Source organism: Chitinolyticbacter meiyuanensis, from assembly GCF_008033135.1.
Classification (GTDB): Bacteria; Pseudomonadota; Gammaproteobacteria; order Burkholderiales; family Chitinibacteraceae; genus Chitinolyticbacter; species Chitinolyticbacter meiyuanensis.
Genome location: NZ_CP041335.1, coordinates 2,847,694 through 2,863,858 on the forward strand (window position 1 = coordinate 2,847,694; position 16,165 = coordinate 2,863,858).

The window sequence follows — 16,165 nt, forward strand, 5'->3', positions numbered from 1 at the left end:
GCCCATGAAACGCTTGTTCTCCGGGCTGCTGCTTGCCGTTGCCGCCATGTTGCCGCTGGCGGTACAGGCGGCCACCTCGCCGCAGCGCATCGTCGTGCTTGGCGGGCCGATCACCGAGCTGGTGTTTGCACTCGATGCCGGCAGCCAGGTCGTTGGTGTCGACGACTCCAGCATCTACCCCGCCGCCGCTCACAAGCTACCCAAGGTCGGCTACTACCGTAGCTTCTCGGTCGAAGGCGTGATGTCGCTCAAGCCCGACCTGATCCTCGCCTCCGACCAGGCCGGCCCACCCGAGCAGCTGGAGCGACTGCGCAGCTTCGGCCGCCGCGTGATCGTGCTCAACTCGCAGCCCACGCTGCGAGGGCTGGAGCAGCGCATCCACGGCGTGGCCGCCGCGCTTGGCAAGGTCGATGCCGGCCGGGCTCTAGTCAAGCAGGTGAATGATGGCGTCAAGCTCGCCGCCGGCATCAAAGGCCCGCGCACGCTGATCGTCACCAGCCGCGCCAGCCATCCGCTCGACGGCGCCGGTGGCGGCACTGCCGCCGATGCCACGCTGCGGCTCGCCGGCGGCGTCAACGTGCTGGCTGGTCAACAGGGCTACAAGCCGCTGGCCAATGAAGCGGCCGCTGCACTGGCACCGGACGTCATCGTTACCACGCGCATGAGCATCGGCCAGTTCGGCAGCGTGGAAAAGCTGCTCGCCATGCCCGGCATCGCCGCCACGCCCGCAGCGCGCAACAAGCGCGTGGTGGTGATGGATGACCTGCTGCTGCTCGGCTTCGGCCCGCGGTTGCCTGAAGCGCTGGCCGAGCTGCAGGCCGGCTTCGACGGCAAGGTCGCCAGGAGATAGTGTTAGCATGGCCGCCGTGACTGTCCCGACCGTTTCCCTCCCTCCCGGCCCACGCTGGACCGCACCGCGGTTGTGCGCTCTGCTTGCGCTACTGCTGCTGCTGACGATGCTCGCCGCCGCCGCCAGCGGCGCAGTCGACATTCCGTTCTCCGCCCTGCCCGGCCTGCTGTTTGCCGCGCCGGGCACCCCGGATGGGGCGATGTGGCACAGCGTGCTGTGGCAGGTGCGCCTGCCGCGGGTGCTGTTCGCCGTGCTGGTCGGCGGCGGCCTCGCGCTGGCCGGGGCAGCCATGCAGGCGCTGTTCCGCAACCCGCTCGCCGAACCGGGCCTCGTCGGCATCTCGGCCGGCGGCGCGCTCGGCGCCGTGGCGGCCATCGTGCTTGGTGGCGCCAGTTTCACGCTGATGGCACCGGCCGCCTTCGTCGGCAGCCTGCTCGCCACGCTCGCGGCCTACCGGCTGGGCCGCATCGGCCACGGCATGGCCAGCATCCTGCTGGCCGGGGTGGCAATCAATGCGATCTGCTGGGCCATCATTGGCCTGTTCACCTACCTCGCCAACGATGCACAGCTGCGCACGCTGACGTTCTGGAACCTCGGCAGCCTCGCCGGGGCCACCTGGCCGCTGCTGGCCTTCCTCGGGCCGTGGACCGTGGTCATCTGTGCACTGCTGCTGCGCGACTGGCGCGCGATGAATGCGCTATTGCTGGGCGAGCGCGAGGCGCACCACCTCGGTTTCGCCCTGAAGCCGCTGCGCCGTCGCCTGATCGTGCTGACCGCCTTGCTGGTCGGCCCGCTGGTCGCGGCCACCGGCACCATCGGCTTTGTCGGCCTGGTGGTGCCGCACTTGGTCCGGTTGTCGCTCGGCGCCGACCATCGCGGCCTGCTGCCAACGGCCATTCTCGCCGGCGCCCTGTCGCTGGTACTGGCGGACTGGCTGGCACGCATCGTCGTCATCCCATCCGAATTGCCCATCGGCGTGGTCACCAGCCTGATCGGCGGTCCCTTCTTCCTGTGGTTGCTTACTCGTGGCGGTGCACGATGATCACCGCCCGCCATATCGGTTGCCGCCGCGGTCAGCGCACGGTGCTGACCGATGTCTCGCTCGAGCTCGCCGCCGGCGAAGTGCTCGGCGTGCTGGGCGCCAACGGCGCTGGCAAATCGTCCCTGCTCGGCGTGCTGGCCGGTGAGCTCGCTGCCAGCCACGGCGAGGTGCAGATTGCCGGCCGGCCGCTGGCCGAACTCGATAGCGCGGCACTCGCCCGTCACCGCGCCGTATTACCGCAATCGCCGACACTGAGCTTCGACCTCTCGGTCACCGAAGTGGTCAGCATGGGCGCCTACCCGTACCCCGAGCTTGCGCCTGTGGAAGTCGACGCATTGGTCGAGCGCGGCTTGCAGCTCGCCGATGGCCTGCACTTCGTCGGCCGCCGCTATCTGCAGCTGTCGGGCGGCGAACAACAACGGGTGCAGTTCGCTCGCGTGGTGGTCCAGGTACTGGCCGGCAAGCCCGCCAGCAGTGGGGGCTGCCTGTTGCTGGATGAGCCGACGGCCAGCCTCGATCCGCGCCACCAACAGTCGCTACTGGCTGCGGCGCACGATCTGGCGCGCGAGGAAAAACTGGCGGTGCTGTGCGTGCTGCACGATGTAAATCTGGCCGCCCGCTGGTGCGATCAGCTGCTGCTGCTCGCCGGCGGCGAGACCGTTGCCTACGGTGCGCCAGCCGAGGTGTTGACGCCCGATACGCTGCAGCAGGTCTATCAGATCCCGGCCACCGTCGTGCCCCACCCACATGATGCGGGCCGGCCGTTGGTGTTGTTCGACTGAACCTCTAGCTAGGCAGCCCGGAAGATTGCTGCCCGGGTGGCCGGGCCCAGCACAAGCCGATACGCAGCTGCCGCAGCGCCTCAGCATCGGCCGAATCCGGCCATAGTGTCAGCGTGCCGTGTCGCCCATGTTCGTCGCGATAGCGCAGTACGATCAGGCTGGAGGTTACCAGCGATCCTGCCGCGATCTCGATCAGCACTGCGCCGCTGCCGCTATCCAGCCAGCGGGTGTCATCGCCGGGCAGTACCAGCACGCCGTGTGGCTGCGGCTGGCGTAGCGACCACCAGGCAATAGCCCCCACCCAGGCCAGCGCCGCAAGGCGCCACCATCCAGGCACGACCAGTGCGGCCATGGCAGCCGCAGCATGCACACCCCAGCGCCAGAAAAGCGCACGCCGCGAGGGGCCGAATCGGCATTCCACTGGCGGCGCGCTGTGCATCGACGCTTACTCGACCTGGATCGAGCCGGACACGGTCACACTGAGCTTGCTGTCGCCCCCTTCCAGCGGCGCCGGTGCGGCGCCTGCATCAGCCTCCATCCGCATCATGGCGGCCTTGGGCATCGGTGGCGGCACGAACGACTGGGTATTCACGTTCACGTTCACCGTGCGCCAGGTCTTGGCGGCCATGCTGCGGCTGATCAGGTCTGCGCGCTGGCGGAAGGCCTTGAGGCTTTCCTCGATCAGCTCGTTTTCCAGCTTGTCGCGCGTTTCATCGGAGACTCCGTAGTGCACACTGGCAAGCTGCAGCGCGAGGCCCCCTTCCAGCGGCTGCTGCAGCTGGCCCAAGAGCTTGGACAGCGTTTCGAAATCTCGGCTGGACAAACGCAGCTCGCCGCGGCCACGCCAGCCATCCTGCTTGTTGCTCTTGCTGCTGTACACCGGATAGGTGCTGTAGCCCGTTCCTTCGGACTTGACGACCGCCTGCTGCTTTACGAGCTTGAGTGCCGCAGCGAGCGTACGGTTTACCTTGCCGGCCAGGCGCGACGGATCATTGTCGTTCACCTCGACGAACAGCGTGGCAAAGGCCAGATCGTTGTTCACCGCGCGCTGGGCGCCGGCTTCGAGGTTCACCACGTTGTAATTCAGCGGTTCGGCCTGGGCGGAAACGGCGGCAAGGCCGGCGATCAACACTGACAACGCATGGGCACGGAAGCGGGGCATGGCAACTCCTTGTAGATGCCGCGGTCAGTGATAGCCGCGGTCGGATGGCGTGTTATGGATGTCCTCGGAAACACTGTCCATCACGCCCAGGTGGATCTCGACGTCGAACCATTCCCAGAACAACTTGAGGTTGCGTTTCTTCGGCCACAGCGCTTCGTCCTCCACCCAGGAGGCAAGTTCCATCTCGAACAGCTTGTCGGCGATGTCATCGATGTAAGAAATACCATCCTCGGGCTCGCTGGCCTCGGGCACCAGGATCACCGTGCAATCGCTGCGGATATCGTCGAGCGAGAGCTGGATGTCGTTCCCTGGCAAGGCATTGAGCCAGTCCAGAAAAGCCTGCTTGGGCCGGATCAGTGCTGCCGACCGATCAACGATAAACATATGTTTGAATCTCCCCTGTTAAAATGCGGCCTTCGCATCGCGCCCCGCGCGGCCACTTCATATTGCACTGCAATAATCGACGCGAGCTTAGCACGCCCGCTACGGCCCTCATGAACGATTTCACCCATCCACCAGCCACTGCCGATACTCGCAAGATCGCCGCCTGGCGCGCTGCCATCCTGCAGGACAACGCCGCCCAGCCACTGTACGGCCGCACGCTGGAAGTCAGTACCGGCTCGCTGATCCTCAGTTGCGAGCAGCCATTGCGTGAAGGCGCCCGCGCTCGCGTCTACCTGGAGCTTCCCGGCGACGGTGGCGGCGGCCGCCTCTATGCCGATTTCCAGGGCCAGCTGCTGGCGTGCACGCTGATGCAGGGCAGCCGCTATCGCATGCAATGGCGCGTGCTCGAGATCGGCGCCAGCCAGCGCCAGGCCATCGAGCGCGCGCTGCAGCGCTGATCACATCGCGGCCAGTGCGGCCTTTGCCTCTTCCACGACCGCCGACACGCTGGCCCGGCCCAGCGCCCGCTGATACCAGGCGCTGATGCGCGGGTATCGCGCTTCGGCATCGAAAGGCACGGCCAGCGTGCCGGCCAGCGCATTGGCATGCATCCACGACAACACCCAGGCGCAATCGGCCAGCGTGAAGTGCTCGCCGGCAAGCCATGGGCCCGCCACACGCTGCTCCAGAAGTGCCAGCGACTGCTCCACCTGCTGCCATTCCTTCGCGAATCCGGCCTTGTCCTGGCTGTTCACCAGCCCGAAGAAGATGCGGAAGATCTGCGGTGCGGTATAGAGATCGTGCAGGTTGCATAGCCAGCGCACCTCGGCACGCTGCGCTGCTGTCTCCGGCATCAGCGCGGGCTGCGGATAGCGCTCTTCCAGGTATTCGTTGATGACTTGTGATTCGCCGATACGGATGTCGCCATCGATCATGAACGGAATCCGGCCCAGCGGATTCACTGCCTGGAATTCGGGCTTGTCCATCCAGCCGCCAGGTACCGGCTGGCTGAGATAAGGCAGGCCCTTCTCGCGGAGCGCGATCTTCACCTTGGCGCAGTAGTGCGAGAACGGCACCTGGATCAGCTCGATCATGTCGACTCCTTGCGGCGACGGCTGGTACGTGGTGCCGGAGCCAGCGTCTCGGCCTGTTCCGGCGGCGCAGCCACTTTGGGAGCCAGCAAGGCAGCCACCTGCGGCGTGCGACGCCGTCCAGCCGTAGCCGGTGCAGTTGGCGACTTGGACGATGAGGACGCCACAGTCGATTGCTTCGGCTTGGTCGACGCAGGCTTCGGCACTGCATCGGCTGCCGGCGATGCGGATTGCGCCACCTGAGCTGGCTTGGCTTTCGCACGCGGCGTCGGAGCTGCAACGACTGGCGCTTGATTGCCCTTGGCCGTTTGTTGCCCCGCTGGCGTGGCCGCTGCCGGTTTGGGCATTCCACCAGCTGCCGGCGGCACCGCTTGAGCGGGCTGCCCTTGCTTGGCCTTGGCTTGCGCGGTGGAGGCCGGGGCTGCAGTCGCTGTCTTGCGCTTCGCGGCCTGCGGCGCCGCGGGTTTGGTCACTTCCGCCTTAGGGGCGGGAAGAGCGGGTTTCACCGGCTTGGCTGGCGGCTTGCCTGCAGTACCGGGTTTTGCAACCGGCACAGCAGTTTGCGGCGCGGCTTCACGTGGCGCTGGGGTTGGCGCGCTGGCGGCAGCACCCTTGCCCCTGCGGCGGCTACGCGGTGCCTTGCCAGACTGCGCTGGCGGTTGCGCAACCGGTGTGGCATTGGATGCCGCCGGCTGCGCCTTGGCCTTGGGCGGCACAGCCGCCTGGCTCGGGGTAGCGGCCTGCGGTTGCGCGTGCTTTTCCTTGGCACCGGATAGCGGCTTGGCCGCCTGGGCCTGCAGCGCAACGCGGCGCTCCGCCTTCTTGTTTCCACGCGCAGCCGGCCGACCGTCGCGCCGGCCTGCATCGCCGCCCTTCGGTTGCGGCACGGCGGGCGGGGCTAGAGGAGCAAGCACGAAGTCGATCTTGCTGGTTTCCAGATCAACCCGCGCCACTTTGACCCGGATGCGGTCGGTCAGGCGATAGACCTGGCCGGTCCGCTCCCCCTTGAGCTCGCGGCGACGCTCATCGTAGTGGAAATAATCGCTGCCGAGCTCGGAGACATGCACCAGGCCTTCGACGTACAGGTCGTCGAGCAGCACGAACATGCCAAAGCTTGTCACTGCGGCGATGCTGCCCTCGAACACCTCGCCCACCTTGTCCTGCATGTAGTAGCACTTCAGGAAATTGAGCACGTCACGGCTGGCATCATCGGCGCGGCGCTCGGTCATCGAGCACTGTGCGCCCAGGGCATCCCATTTCTGCGAGGGCTTGTATTTCTTGCCGGCAAGCACTGCCTTGATCGAGCGATGCACCAGCAGATCCGGATAGCGGCGGATCGGCGAGGTGAAGTGCGCGTAGGCCTCGTAGCCAAGGCCGAAATGGCCCTGGTTGTCCGGGGTGTAAACCGCCTGCGATAGGCTGCGCAGCAGCATGGTCTGCAACAACTCGGCATCGGGCCGGGCCTTGATTTGTTGCAATAGCTGCGCGTAATCCTCGGCACTCGGGTCTTCGCCGCCGCCGAGGCTCAAGCCGCAGGTGCGCAGGTATTCGCGCAGTACTTCCAGCTTCTCGGGATTCGGCCCTTCGTGCACGCGATAGAGCGCCGGGTGCTTGTGCTTGAGCAGGAACTCGGCAGCGCAGACATTGGCCGCGAGCATGCACTCCTCGATCAACTTGTGCGCATCGTTGCGATGCACCGGCACGATCTCGCGGATCTTGCCCTGCTCGTTGAAGCGGATCTCGGTTTCCACCGTTTCGAAGTCGATGGCACCGCGCTTGGCACGCGCAGCGGCAAAGGCCTGGAACAATGCATAGAGCTCGTGCACCTGCGGCAGCACCTTCTTGAACTGCTTGGCGGTCGGCCCCTTGGGGTGCTGGATCATGTCCCAGGCTTGGGTATAGGTCAGCCGTGCCTTGGAATGCATCACTGCTGGGTAAAAGCGGTAGCTTTTGATCGCGCCCTTGGGGCCGACCTCCATGTCGCAGACCATGCACAGCCGCGCCACATCCGGATTGAGCGAGCAGATGCCGTTGGACAATTGTTCGGGCAGCATCGGAATCACCCGGCGCGGGAAGTAGACCGAGTTGCCGCGCTCACGCGACGTGACGTCGAGCGCATCGTCCGGCTGCACATAGTGACTGACGTCGGCAATCGCGACGACCAGACGCCAGCCCTTGCCCTTTTTCTCAGCGTAGACAGCGTCGTCGAAATCGCGCGCGGTCTCACCATCGATGGTCACCAATGGCAGTTCGCGCAAGTCCTCGCGCTTCACGCCCAATACCGGCTTGAAATCGGCTTTCTTGACCTTGTCCGGGGTCTTCGCTGCCTGTGCCTCAGCTTCGGGCGAGAATACGTGCGGCAGGTTGTGCTTGCGCAGCGCGATCTCGATCTCCATGCCCGGATCGTCGTAATGCCCCAGGATCTCGACCACACGCCCCACCGGCTGGCTATGGCGCTCGGGCTGCTGGATCAGTTCGACGACGACGATCTGGCCCGGTTTGGCATGACCGGTTTCCTTGGGCGGCACCAGGATTTCCTGGCTGATGCGCTTGTCTTCCGCGGTGACGATATGCACGCCATGCTCCTGGCGGAAGCGTCCGACCAGCGAGGTATTGGCACGCGACAACACTTCGGCGATGGTGCCTTCGCGGCGACCGCGGCGATCGACGCCGGTCTGGCGCACCAGCGCGCGATCGCCATGCAGCACCTTGGACATTTCCTTGGAGCCCAGATAGAGATCGTCGCTGCCATCGTCGGGAATCAGGAAACCGAAACCATCGGGGTGGCCGGAGACCCGGCCGGCAATCAGATCAACCTTGTCTGGCAGGCACAACGCGCCCTTGCGATTGATCATCAATTGCCCTTCGCGAGCCATGGCAGCAAGCCGGCGTTCGAAGAACGGGCGCTCATCGGCAGTGATGTCGAGCCGCGCGGCGAAATCGTCGATCGGCAATGGCGCGCCTTCGGCCTCGATCAATTCCAGCAGGTATTCGCGCGATGGCAGTGGGGATTCGTAACGCTCGGCTTCGCGAGCAAGGTGGGGGTCCAGCGAGCGCAGCGACGGCGCCTTGGGGTTTTTTGCAGATGTTGTACTTTCTTTGGTTTTCTTTCTTGACATTGTTTTCCTGTTTCCAGATAATCCGGCTTCTTCGTTGCGCAGCGCCGGAAACAGCAGATTCTAGCGCATGCACGTGAGCCCAGGTGGCGGAATTGGTAGACGCACTAGGTTCAGGTCCTAGCGCCTTCACGGGCGTGGAAGTTCGAGTCTTCTCCTGGGCACCAAACCACGCGCACCGCATCGAAGATCCATGCTGGATACAGCATAGCCCAGGTGGCGGAATTGGTAGACGCACTAGGTTCAGGTCCTAGCGCCTTCACGGGCGTGGAAGTTCGAGTCTTCTCCTGGGCACCAATTCACAGACAGCCCTGATCGCAAGATCAGGGCTGTTTCCATTTTGGCGACATCGCCTACGAAATCCATGCAGAATGCGGCCAGCCAGTCGATATTGTCAGGTGTAAGCCCCACTCTTGCATACGGATTAATATATGGCCGATTCCCTCGCCCAAGCCAGCGTGCTGATCGCCGATGACGCGCAGACCGTGCGGCAGTCGGTACGCCTGACGCTGGGGCAGATCGGCATCACCCGGGTTGATCTCGCCAGCACCGTCGGCGAAACGCGGCGACGCCTGAAGAACGCCCAATACGACGTGGTGCTGTGCGACTACCATTTCGGCGAAGGCATGAACGGCCAGGAGTTGCTAGAGGAGCTGCGCCGCACCGGCGAGCTGCCACTGACCACCGTGTGGTTCATGATCACCGCAGAAGCCAGCTATGAGAAGGTCGTCGCCGTCGCCGAGGTCGGGCCGGACGACTACCTGATCAAGCCCTTCACCGGTGCCCGCCTGTCCGACCGGCTGATCCTGGCCTGGGACAAGAAACAGCTGCTGCGCCCGCTCTACGAGACCATCGGTTACGGCGATACCACTGGCGCCATCGCGATGGCGCGCGAGCTGCTCGATACCACGTCGGCCCAGCCCTATCGCGCCGATCTGCAGCGCATCCTGTCCACCCTACTGCTCGAGGATGGCCAGCTCGATGCAGCCCGGCAGATGTTCGAGGAAATCCTGCAAAAACGCGTGGTCCCGTGGGCCCGGCTGGGCCTCGCCCGTGTCTATAACCGCCAGAGCCGCAAGGACGAGGCGGAAGCACTGCTGAAAAGCGCGATCGGCGAACACGGGCAGTATGTTGATGCCTATGAGGAGCTGGCCGCACTGTATATGGCCGATGGCCGGCTCGAAGAAGCGATGGCGGTCTACGAGCAATGCCTGTCGATCGCCCCCAACAACGTGACCCGGCTGCAGAAGGCCGGCAACCTCGCCAGCATGCTGGGCCAGCCGGCCAAGGCACGCGCGCTGTTGGAGCGCGCAGTGAACCAGGGCGGCAACTCGTCGGCGTTGGCGCCAGAAACGGTGCTGCAGCTCGCCTTGGCGGCCAAGCGCGACGGCGCGCATAGCGATGCCGATCGCTACCTGCGCATGCTCAACGAAGTGGCCAAGCGCAAGGAGAGCTTCGCCGCCGAGGTGGTCGGCACGCTGGCTGCCTCGCTGTACTCCGGCAAGGCATCCGATCTGGACGCGCTGGAGCGCTTGGCCCAGGACGCCGAATTCACGCTGGAACTGGCCGTCAGCGCCATCATGACCGCCGATTTCATTTGCCCGCCCAGCCTTGCCGGGGAACAAGCCAATCCACTGGCTGCACCCTACCGCTGGCTGAAACCGCTGGGTGAGCGCTTCATCACCAGCAAGTACATTTCCGGTTTGCTGGAAGGCGCCGCAGGTCAACGCCAGGCTTGGGCGGAGTATCTACAGAAGCTCGGCAGCGATATTGCCGACATCAACAAGCTGGGCGTGCAGCTGATGCTGGCCGAGCGCCATGCCGAAGCCGTCGAGCGCCTGGTCGAAGTGGCAAGACGTACGCACAACCACCGCCTCATGCTGTCGGCCACCCACGCCATCGTGCGTCACCTGAAAGCCGACACAGTGCCTAGTCGCGATCGCAATCTGCTGCTCAACACCGCCAACGATTTTCTGGCCCGTCTCTACGGCACCATCGAGGCCGGCGTGCTCTACAGCCTGCAGCAGGACCTGGATCACTTCGCCTCGTTCCGCTGATCAGCCGCGCCTCCCCGGATCGGGTGTTGCACCTGCTTCACCGCTGAGGCAAACCAACGGATTTACTGTTGCTCGCTCGTCGCCAGCTTGCGCAATACCCGGGCGACCGCGGCAAAGCCGAAGCTGCCGGTGACCGTGACGCTGGCACCAAAGCCCCCCTCGCAATCCATCCGCGTGGCCGCCTCACCGCCCGGCTTATGGCCGCATACCGAACCATCGGGCTGCGGATAGACCAGCGGCTCGGTCGAGTAGACACATTCGATGCCGAATTTCTTGTCACCTTTCGGGAAACCGAATTCACGCCGCAGCAGTGAACGTACCTTGGAAGCCAGTGGATCCTGCGTAGTGCGCGCCAGATCGTCGATCCGGATCTGGGTAGGGTCGATCTGGCCACCAGCGCCGCCAGTGATCAGCAGCTTCACCTTGTTGCGCCGACACCAGGCAATGATCTGCGCCTTGATGCGCACGGAATCGATGGCATCGATCACATAGTCGTAATGGCGCCCAAGATAGCCAGCCAAGCTGTCCTCGACGACGAAGTCCTCAACAGCATGCACCTTGCACTCGGGGTTGATCGCGTGCATGCGTTCGGCCAGTACATTGACCTTGGCACGACCATAATGGCCGTCGAGCGCCGGCAATTGCCGGTTGGTGTTCGACACGCAGATATCGTCAAGATCGATCAGCGTGATTTCGCCCACCCCGGACCGCGCCAAGGCCTCCGCCGCCCAAGAGCCAACGCCACCGACGCCGATCACGCAGACATGCGCATTGCGAAAACGCGTCAGCGCATCACGCCCATACAAACGGGCGATGCCGCCAAAGCGGCGCTCATATGACGTATCCATGGCGACGCTTCAGCGCTGCTCAGCCCACAGATCATGCTCGTCCGCATCGGTGATGCGCACGGTCACGAAATCACCGGGCTGCACGCCGGGCGCCGGGTCGAAATACACGAGACCATCGATTTCCGGCGCATCGGCCTGGGTACGTGCAACAGCGCCCTGCTCGTCGATCTCGTCGACCAGCACCACCAGCTCGCGGCCGATCTTGCTCTGCAGTCGCGCAGCAGAAATGGCAGCCTGCTTTTCCATGAAGCGGCGCTTGCGCTCCTCCGCCACATCCGCCGGCACCGGATCCGGCAGATCGTTGGCCGTGGCACCGTCGACCGGCGAATAGGTAAAACAGCCGACGCGATCGAGCTGGGCTTCGTCAAGAAATGCCAACAGCTCCTCGAAATCCGCTTCAGTTTCGCCGGGGAAGCCGACGATGAAGGTCGAGCGGATGGTCAGATCCGGGCATATGGCCCGCCACGCCTTGATACGCTCGAGCACATTGGCGCTGTTGGCTGGCCGCTTCATCAGCTTCAGCACACGCTGACTGGCGTGCTGGAACGGAATATCGAGGTAAGGCACGATCTTGCCCGCCGCCATCAATGGGATCACTTCGTTGACGTGCGGGTACGGATAGACGTAGTGCAACCGCGCCCAGATGCCGAGCTTGCCCAGTTCCTCGCACAGCTCGGTCATCCGCGTCTTTACCGGCCGGCCGTTGTGGAAACCGGTCTTGTATTTGACGTCGACGCCGTAGGCACTGGTGTCCTGCGAGATGACCAACAGCTCCTTCACACCCGATTTAGCCAGGTTTTCGGCCTCTTTCAGCACATCGTGAATCGGCCGGCTGACGAGATCTCCACGCATCGACGGGATGATGCAGAAGGTGCAGCGATGATTACAGCCCTCGGAAATCTTCAGATACGCATAGTGCTTGGGCGTGAGCTTGACCCCCGCCGGCGGCACCAAATCGATAAAGGGGTCATGCGGCTTGGGCAGGTGCTGATGCACATGATTCATCACTTCATCACGCGCATGTGCCCCAGTCACGGCCAGCACCTTGGGATGCACCTCGCGAATCAGGTTGCCATCTTCCTTGCTGCCCAGACAGCCGGTGACAATCACCTTGCCATTCTCGGCCAGCGCTTCGCCGATCGCATCGAGCGACTCCTGCACCGCAGAGTCGATGAAGCCACAGGTGTTGACGACAACGAGGTCGGCATCGTCGTACGACGGCGAAATCTCGTAACCCTCAGCGCGCAACTGAGTGATGATCTGCTCGCTATCGACCAGCGCCTTTGGACAGCCAAGGGAGACAAACCCAACCCGGGGAGTAGACATCAAATGCTCCAACACAAAACCGTTCCGATCCTATGGCCGGCGGCAAACAAAAACAGTGCGGGCATGCCGCCTTGGCATGCCCGCTGGACTGGATGCGATTTTAATTCAAAGAGTTAGCGCTTGTGTAGTGGCATGCATCAGAACCAAGCCCAATTGACGATTCGTTACCAAGTGCACGTGCTTGCTCCAGATAAATACCTAGCCAGTCGACACCACCGTCCCTGCCGCCCCCCCAGGGCTCAGCCCCACTCCAAACAAAAACCCCCTGATGCGCGGCATCAGGGGGTTCGATGGGGAGTCTGGCGATGACCTACTTTCACACGGGAATCCGCACTATCATCGGCGCTAAGTCGTTTCACGGTCCTGTTCGGGATGGGAAGGCGTGGGGCCAACTCGCTATGGTCGCCAGACGTAACTGGTTGCGTTACGACTGTTATCGTTTCGCTGAATTCGATAGAAGAAGCACTACTTCATGGCCTGGCTTGTGTCCGCATTCGCGTCCCTCACCACACCACACTCAAATTTGTTCAGGGTTTGTATCGAGTCTCGTCACAACACCCGAACCATCGCGGCTCAGGTTATAGGATCAAGCCTCACGGGCAATTAGTATCAGTTAGCTTAACGCATTACTGCGCTTCCACACCTGACCTATCAACGTCCTGGTCTCGAACGACCCTTCAGGGGAATCAAGTTCCCAGGGAAGTCTCATCTTGGGGCAAGTTTCGCGCTTAGATGCTTTCAGCGCTTATCTCTTCCGCACTTAGCTACCCGGCGATACCACTGGCGTGATAACCGGTACACCAGAGGTGCGTCCACTCCGGTCCTCTCGTACTAGGAGCAGCCCCCCTCAAACTTCCAACGCCCACTGCAGATAGGGACCAAACTGTCTCACGACGTTTTGAACCCAGCTCACGTACCACTTTAAATGGCGAACAGCCATACCCTTGGGACCGGCTACAGCCCCAGGATGTGATGAGCCGACATCGAGGTGCCAAACTCCGCCGTCGATGTGAACTCTTGGGCGGAATCAGCCTGTTATCCCCGGAGTACCTTTTATCCGTTGAGCGATGGCCCTTCCATACAGAACCACCGGATCACTATGTCCTGCTTTCGCACCTGCTCGACTTGTCGGTCTCGCAGTCAAGCCACCTTGTGCCATTACACTATCAGTACGATGTCCGACCGTACCTAGGTGACCTTCGAGCTCCTCCGTTACACTTTGGGAGGAGACCGCCCCAGTCAAACTGCCTACCATGCACGGTCCCCGATCCAGATGATGGACCTAGGTTAGAACCTCAAACGCACCAGGGTGGTATTTCAAGGACGGCTCCATGGCAACTAGCGTCACCACTTCAAAGCCTCCCACCTATCCTACACAAGTCCGTTCAAAGTCCAATGCAAAGCTACAGTAAAGGTTCACGGGGTCTTTCCGTCTAGCAGCGGGGAGATTGCATCTTCACAAACATTTCAACTTCGCTGAGTCTCAGGAGGAGACAGTGTGGCCATCGTTACGCCATTCGTGCGGGTCGGAACTTACCCGACAAGGAATTTCGCTACCTTAGGACCGTTATAGTTACGGCCGCCGTTTACCGGGGCTTCGATCAAGAGCTTGCACCCCATCACTTAACCTTCCGGCACCGGGCAGGCGTCACACCCTATACGTCCACTTTCGTGTTAGCAGAGTGCTGTGTTTTTGATAAACAGTCGCAGCCACCTTTTCACTGCAACCACTTCGAGCTCCACGAGCAAGTCGCTTCACCCTACAGTGGCACACCTTCTCCCGAAGTTACGGTGTCAATTTGCCGAGTTCCTTCTCCTGAGTTCTCTCAAGCGCCTTAGAATTCTCATCCTGCCCACCAGTGTCGGTTTGCGGTACGGTCAATTCTGAGCTGAAGCTTAGTGGCTTTTCCTGGAAGCATAGGATCAATCACTTCGGTCTCAATGAGACCTCGTCATCACGCCTCAGTGTTAACAGGGATCCGGATTTGCCTAAATCCCCCACCTACACGCTTAAACCGGGACATCCAACACCCGGCTGACCTACCTTTCTCCGTCCCCACATCGCACTCAGAATCGGTACAGGAATATTAACCTGTTTCCCATCGACTACGCTTTTCAGCCTCGCCTTAGGGGCCGACTCACCCTACGCCGATTAACGTTGCGTAGGAAACCTTGGGCTTTCGGCGAACGGGCTTTTCACCCGTTTTAACGCTACTCATGTCAGCATTCGCACTTCCGATACCTCCAGCAGCCTTTACAAGCCACCTTCACAGGCCTACGGAACGCTCCCCTACCATGTATCAAAGATACATCCGCGTCTTCGGTTCTAGATTTGAGCCCCGTTACATCTTCCGCGCAGGACGACTCGACCAGTGAGCTATTACGCTTTCTTTAAATGATGGCTGCTTCTAAGCCAACATCCTGGCTGTCTATGCCTTCCCACCTCGTTTTCCACTTAATCTAGCATTTGGGACCTTAGACGGCGGTCTGGGTTGTTTCCCTCTTGACACCGGACGTTAGCACCCGATGTCTGTCTCCCAAGCTCGCACTTAACGGTATTCAGAGTTTGCCATGGTTTGGTAAGTCGCGATGACCCCCTAGCCATAACAGTGCTTTACCCCCGTTAGTGATACTTGAGGCACTACCTAAATAGTTTTCGGGGAGAACCAGCTATTTCCAGGTTTGTTTAGCCTTTCACCCCTATCCACAGCTCATCCCCTAGTTTTGCAACACTAGTGGGTTCGGACCTCCAGTGCGTGTTACCGCACCTTCATCCTGGCCATGGATAGATCACCTGGTTTCGGGTCTACGCCCAGCAACTAAACGCCCTATTCGGACTCGGTTTCCCTACGCCTCCCCTATTCGGTTAAGCTCGCTACTGAACGTAAGTCGCTGACCCATTATACAAAAGGTACGCAGTCACCCCACGAGGGGGCTCCCACTGTTTGTATGCATCCGGTTTCAGGTTCTATTTCACTCCCCTCCCGGGGTTCTTTTCGCCTTTCCCTCACGGTACTGGTTCACTATCGGTCGATCACGAGTATTTAGCCTTGGAGGATGGTCCCCCCATCTTCGGACAGGATTTCGCGTGTCCCGCCTTACTTGTCGTATGCTCAGTACCACCATTGTCTTTTCGTGTACGGGGCTATCACCCACTATCGCTGGCCTTTCCATACCATTCCACTAAAACAATGACTATCACATACAGGCTCTTCCCATTTCGCTCGCCACTACTTTGGGAATCTCGGTTGATTTCTTTTCCTCAGGGTACTTAGATGTTTCAGTTCCCCTGGTTCGCTTCACATGACCTATGTATTCAGTCATGGATACCTCAAAAGAGGTGGGTTTCCCCATTCGGACATCTGCGGATCAAAGCTCGTTTGCCAGCTCCCCGCAGCTTTTCGCAGGCTGCCGCGTCCTTCATCGCCTGTGATCGCCAAGGCATCCACCAGATGCACTTATTCGCTTGATCCTATAACCTCAAACACGATGTGTTCTTGATTACAG

12 protein-coding genes, 2 tRNA genes and 2 rRNA genes are annotated in these 16,165 nt (G+C 61.8%); 7 read left to right on the forward strand and 9 right to left on the reverse strand.

The genetic code is table 11. The features are described 5' to 3' along the window. Positions 1–4 precede the first annotated feature (4 nt). From FLM21_RS13515 to FLM21_RS13525, 3 genes are read left to right on the forward strand one after another with little or no spacing between them, the layout of a single operon-like run. Positions 5–850, forward strand: a complete 846-nt coding sequence (locus tag FLM21_RS13515) for a heme/hemin ABC transporter substrate-binding protein (RefSeq protein ID WP_148716073.1) — start codon at positions 5–7, stop codon at positions 848–850. A 7-nt stretch (positions 851–857) separates the two neighbouring features. Further along, the gene (locus FLM21_RS13520; protein WP_148716074.1) at positions 858–1,892 is read left to right on the forward strand and encodes a FecCD family ABC transporter permease; all 1,035 of its coding nucleotides are present in this window, start codon (positions 858–860) and stop codon (positions 1,890–1,892) included. Beyond that, positions 1,889–2,674, forward strand: coding sequence for a heme ABC transporter ATP-binding protein (locus FLM21_RS13525; protein WP_148716075.1), 786 nt, complete (start codon positions 1,889–1,891; stop codon positions 2,672–2,674). Before FLM21_RS13520 ends, FLM21_RS13525 begins: the two co-directional genes overlap by 4 nt. A gap of 4 nt (positions 2,675–2,678) precedes the next feature. On the opposite strand, the gene FLM21_RS13530 is transcribed toward FLM21_RS13525, so the two are convergent. From FLM21_RS13530 to FLM21_RS13540, 3 genes are read right to left on the reverse strand one after another with little or no spacing between them, the layout of a single operon-like run. Beyond that, entirely contained in the window at positions 2,679–3,113 is a 435-nt protein-coding gene (locus FLM21_RS13530; RefSeq protein ID WP_308418772.1) for a protein YgfX, read from the reverse strand. A gap of 6 nt (positions 3,114–3,119) precedes the next feature. Beyond that, positions 3,120–3,836: an SIMPL domain-containing protein gene (locus tag FLM21_RS13535; RefSeq protein WP_148716077.1), complete on the reverse strand. Its 717-nt coding sequence runs from the start codon at positions 3,834–3,836 to the stop codon at positions 3,120–3,122. Between the two features lie 24 nt (positions 3,837–3,860). Then, positions 3,861–4,220 carry a hypothetical protein gene (locus FLM21_RS13540; protein WP_148716078.1) on the reverse strand — a complete coding sequence of 120 codons (360 nt, stop codon included), beginning with the start codon at positions 4,218–4,220 and terminating at the stop codon, positions 3,861–3,863. A gap of 110 nt (positions 4,221–4,330) precedes the next feature. Between FLM21_RS13540 and FLM21_RS13545 the strand changes: the two genes are divergently transcribed. Beyond that, complete coding sequence (locus FLM21_RS13545) at positions 4,331–4,678, forward strand: hypothetical protein (protein ID WP_148716079.1); 348 nt, start codon at positions 4,331–4,333, stop codon at positions 4,676–4,678. Here the strand turns inward: FLM21_RS13545 and FLM21_RS13550 are convergent, their stop codons facing one another. Further along, positions 4,679–5,314 carry a glutathione S-transferase family protein gene (locus tag FLM21_RS13550; protein ID WP_148716080.1) on the reverse strand — a complete coding sequence of 212 codons (636 nt, stop codon included), beginning with the start codon at positions 5,312–5,314 and terminating at the stop codon, positions 4,679–4,681. Beyond that, on the reverse strand, positions 5,311–8,430 hold the full coding sequence (rnr, locus tag FLM21_RS13555; protein ID WP_148716081.1) for a ribonuclease R: 3,120 nt from the start codon (positions 8,428–8,430) through the stop codon (positions 5,311–5,313). Before rnr ends, FLM21_RS13550 begins: the two co-directional genes overlap by 4 nt. Before the next feature lie 77 nt (positions 8,431–8,507). On the opposite strand from rnr, the gene FLM21_RS13560 reads away from it, so the two are divergent. The 3 genes from FLM21_RS13560 to FLM21_RS13570 all read left to right on the forward strand — a co-directional run bounded on the left by FLM21_RS13560 (position 8,508) and on the right by FLM21_RS13570 (position 10,484). Continuing rightward, positions 8,508–8,594 (forward strand) — tRNA-Leu (locus FLM21_RS13560). A 43-nt stretch (positions 8,595–8,637) separates the two neighbouring features. Continuing rightward, positions 8,638–8,724 (forward strand) — tRNA-Leu (locus tag FLM21_RS13565). A gap of 134 nt (positions 8,725–8,858) precedes the next feature. Further along, positions 8,859–10,484 carry a response regulator gene (locus FLM21_RS13570; protein ID WP_148716082.1) on the forward strand — a complete coding sequence of 542 codons (1,626 nt, stop codon included), beginning with the start codon at positions 8,859–8,861 and terminating at the stop codon, positions 10,482–10,484. A gap of 62 nt (positions 10,485–10,546) precedes the next feature. Here FLM21_RS13570 and tcdA read toward each other — a convergent pair whose 3' ends face one another. The 4 genes from tcdA to FLM21_RS13590 form a co-directional block, all read right to left on the reverse strand. Beyond that, entirely contained in the window at positions 10,547–11,332 is a 786-nt protein-coding gene (gene tcdA / locus FLM21_RS13575; protein ID WP_148716083.1) for a tRNA cyclic N6-threonylcarbamoyladenosine(37) synthase TcdA, read from the reverse strand. Between the two features lie 9 nt (positions 11,333–11,341). Beyond that, the gene (gene rimO, locus FLM21_RS13580; protein ID WP_148716084.1) at positions 11,342–12,658 is read right to left on the reverse strand and encodes a 30S ribosomal protein S12 methylthiotransferase RimO; all 1,317 of its coding nucleotides are present in this window, start codon (positions 12,656–12,658) and stop codon (positions 11,342–11,344) included. Between the two features lie 297 nt (positions 12,659–12,955). Then, a 5S ribosomal RNA gene (gene rrf, locus FLM21_RS13585) occupies positions 12,956–13,068 on the reverse strand. A gap of 172 nt (positions 13,069–13,240) precedes the next feature. Next, positions 13,241–16,130 (reverse strand): 23S ribosomal RNA (locus FLM21_RS13590). Between the last annotated feature and the right edge of the window lie 35 nt (positions 16,131–16,165).

Coding starts and splice junctions, on each gene's coding strand:
- FLM21_RS13545 (WP_148716079.1), top strand. CDS start 4,331: ATGAACGATTTCACCCATCCACCAGCCACTGCCGATACTCGCAAGATC.
- FLM21_RS13550 (WP_148716080.1), bottom strand. CDS start 5,314: ATGATCGAGCTGATCCAGGTGCCGTTCTCGCACTACTGCGCCAAGGTG.
- FLM21_RS13530 (WP_308418772.1), bottom strand. CDS start 3,113: ATGCACAGCGCGCCGCCAGTGGAATGCCGATTCGGCCCCTCGCGGCGT.
- rimO (WP_148716084.1), bottom strand. CDS start 12,658: ATGTCTACTCCCCGGGTTGGGTTTGTCTCCCTTGGCTGTCCAAAGGCG.
- rnr (WP_148716081.1), bottom strand. CDS start 8,430: ATGTCAAGAAAGAAAACCAAAGAAAGTACAACATCTGCAAAAAACCCC.
- FLM21_RS13535 (WP_148716077.1), bottom strand. CDS start 3,836: ATGCCCCGCTTCCGTGCCCATGCGTTGTCAGTGTTGATCGCCGGCCTT.
- FLM21_RS13570 (WP_148716082.1), top strand. CDS start 8,859: ATGGCCGATTCCCTCGCCCAAGCCAGCGTGCTGATCGCCGATGACGCG.
- tcdA (WP_148716083.1), bottom strand. CDS start 11,332: ATGGATACGTCATATGAGCGCCGCTTTGGCGGCATCGCCCGTTTGTAT.
- FLM21_RS13520 (WP_148716074.1), top strand. CDS start 858: ATGGCCGCCGTGACTGTCCCGACCGTTTCCCTCCCTCCCGGCCCACGC.
- FLM21_RS13540 (WP_148716078.1), bottom strand. CDS start 4,220: ATGTTTATCGTTGATCGGTCGGCAGCACTGATCCGGCCCAAGCAGGCT.
- FLM21_RS13525 (WP_148716075.1), top strand. CDS start 1,889: ATGATCACCGCCCGCCATATCGGTTGCCGCCGCGGTCAGCGCACGGTG.
- FLM21_RS13515 (WP_148716073.1), top strand. CDS start 5: ATGAAACGCTTGTTCTCCGGGCTGCTGCTTGCCGTTGCCGCCATGTTG.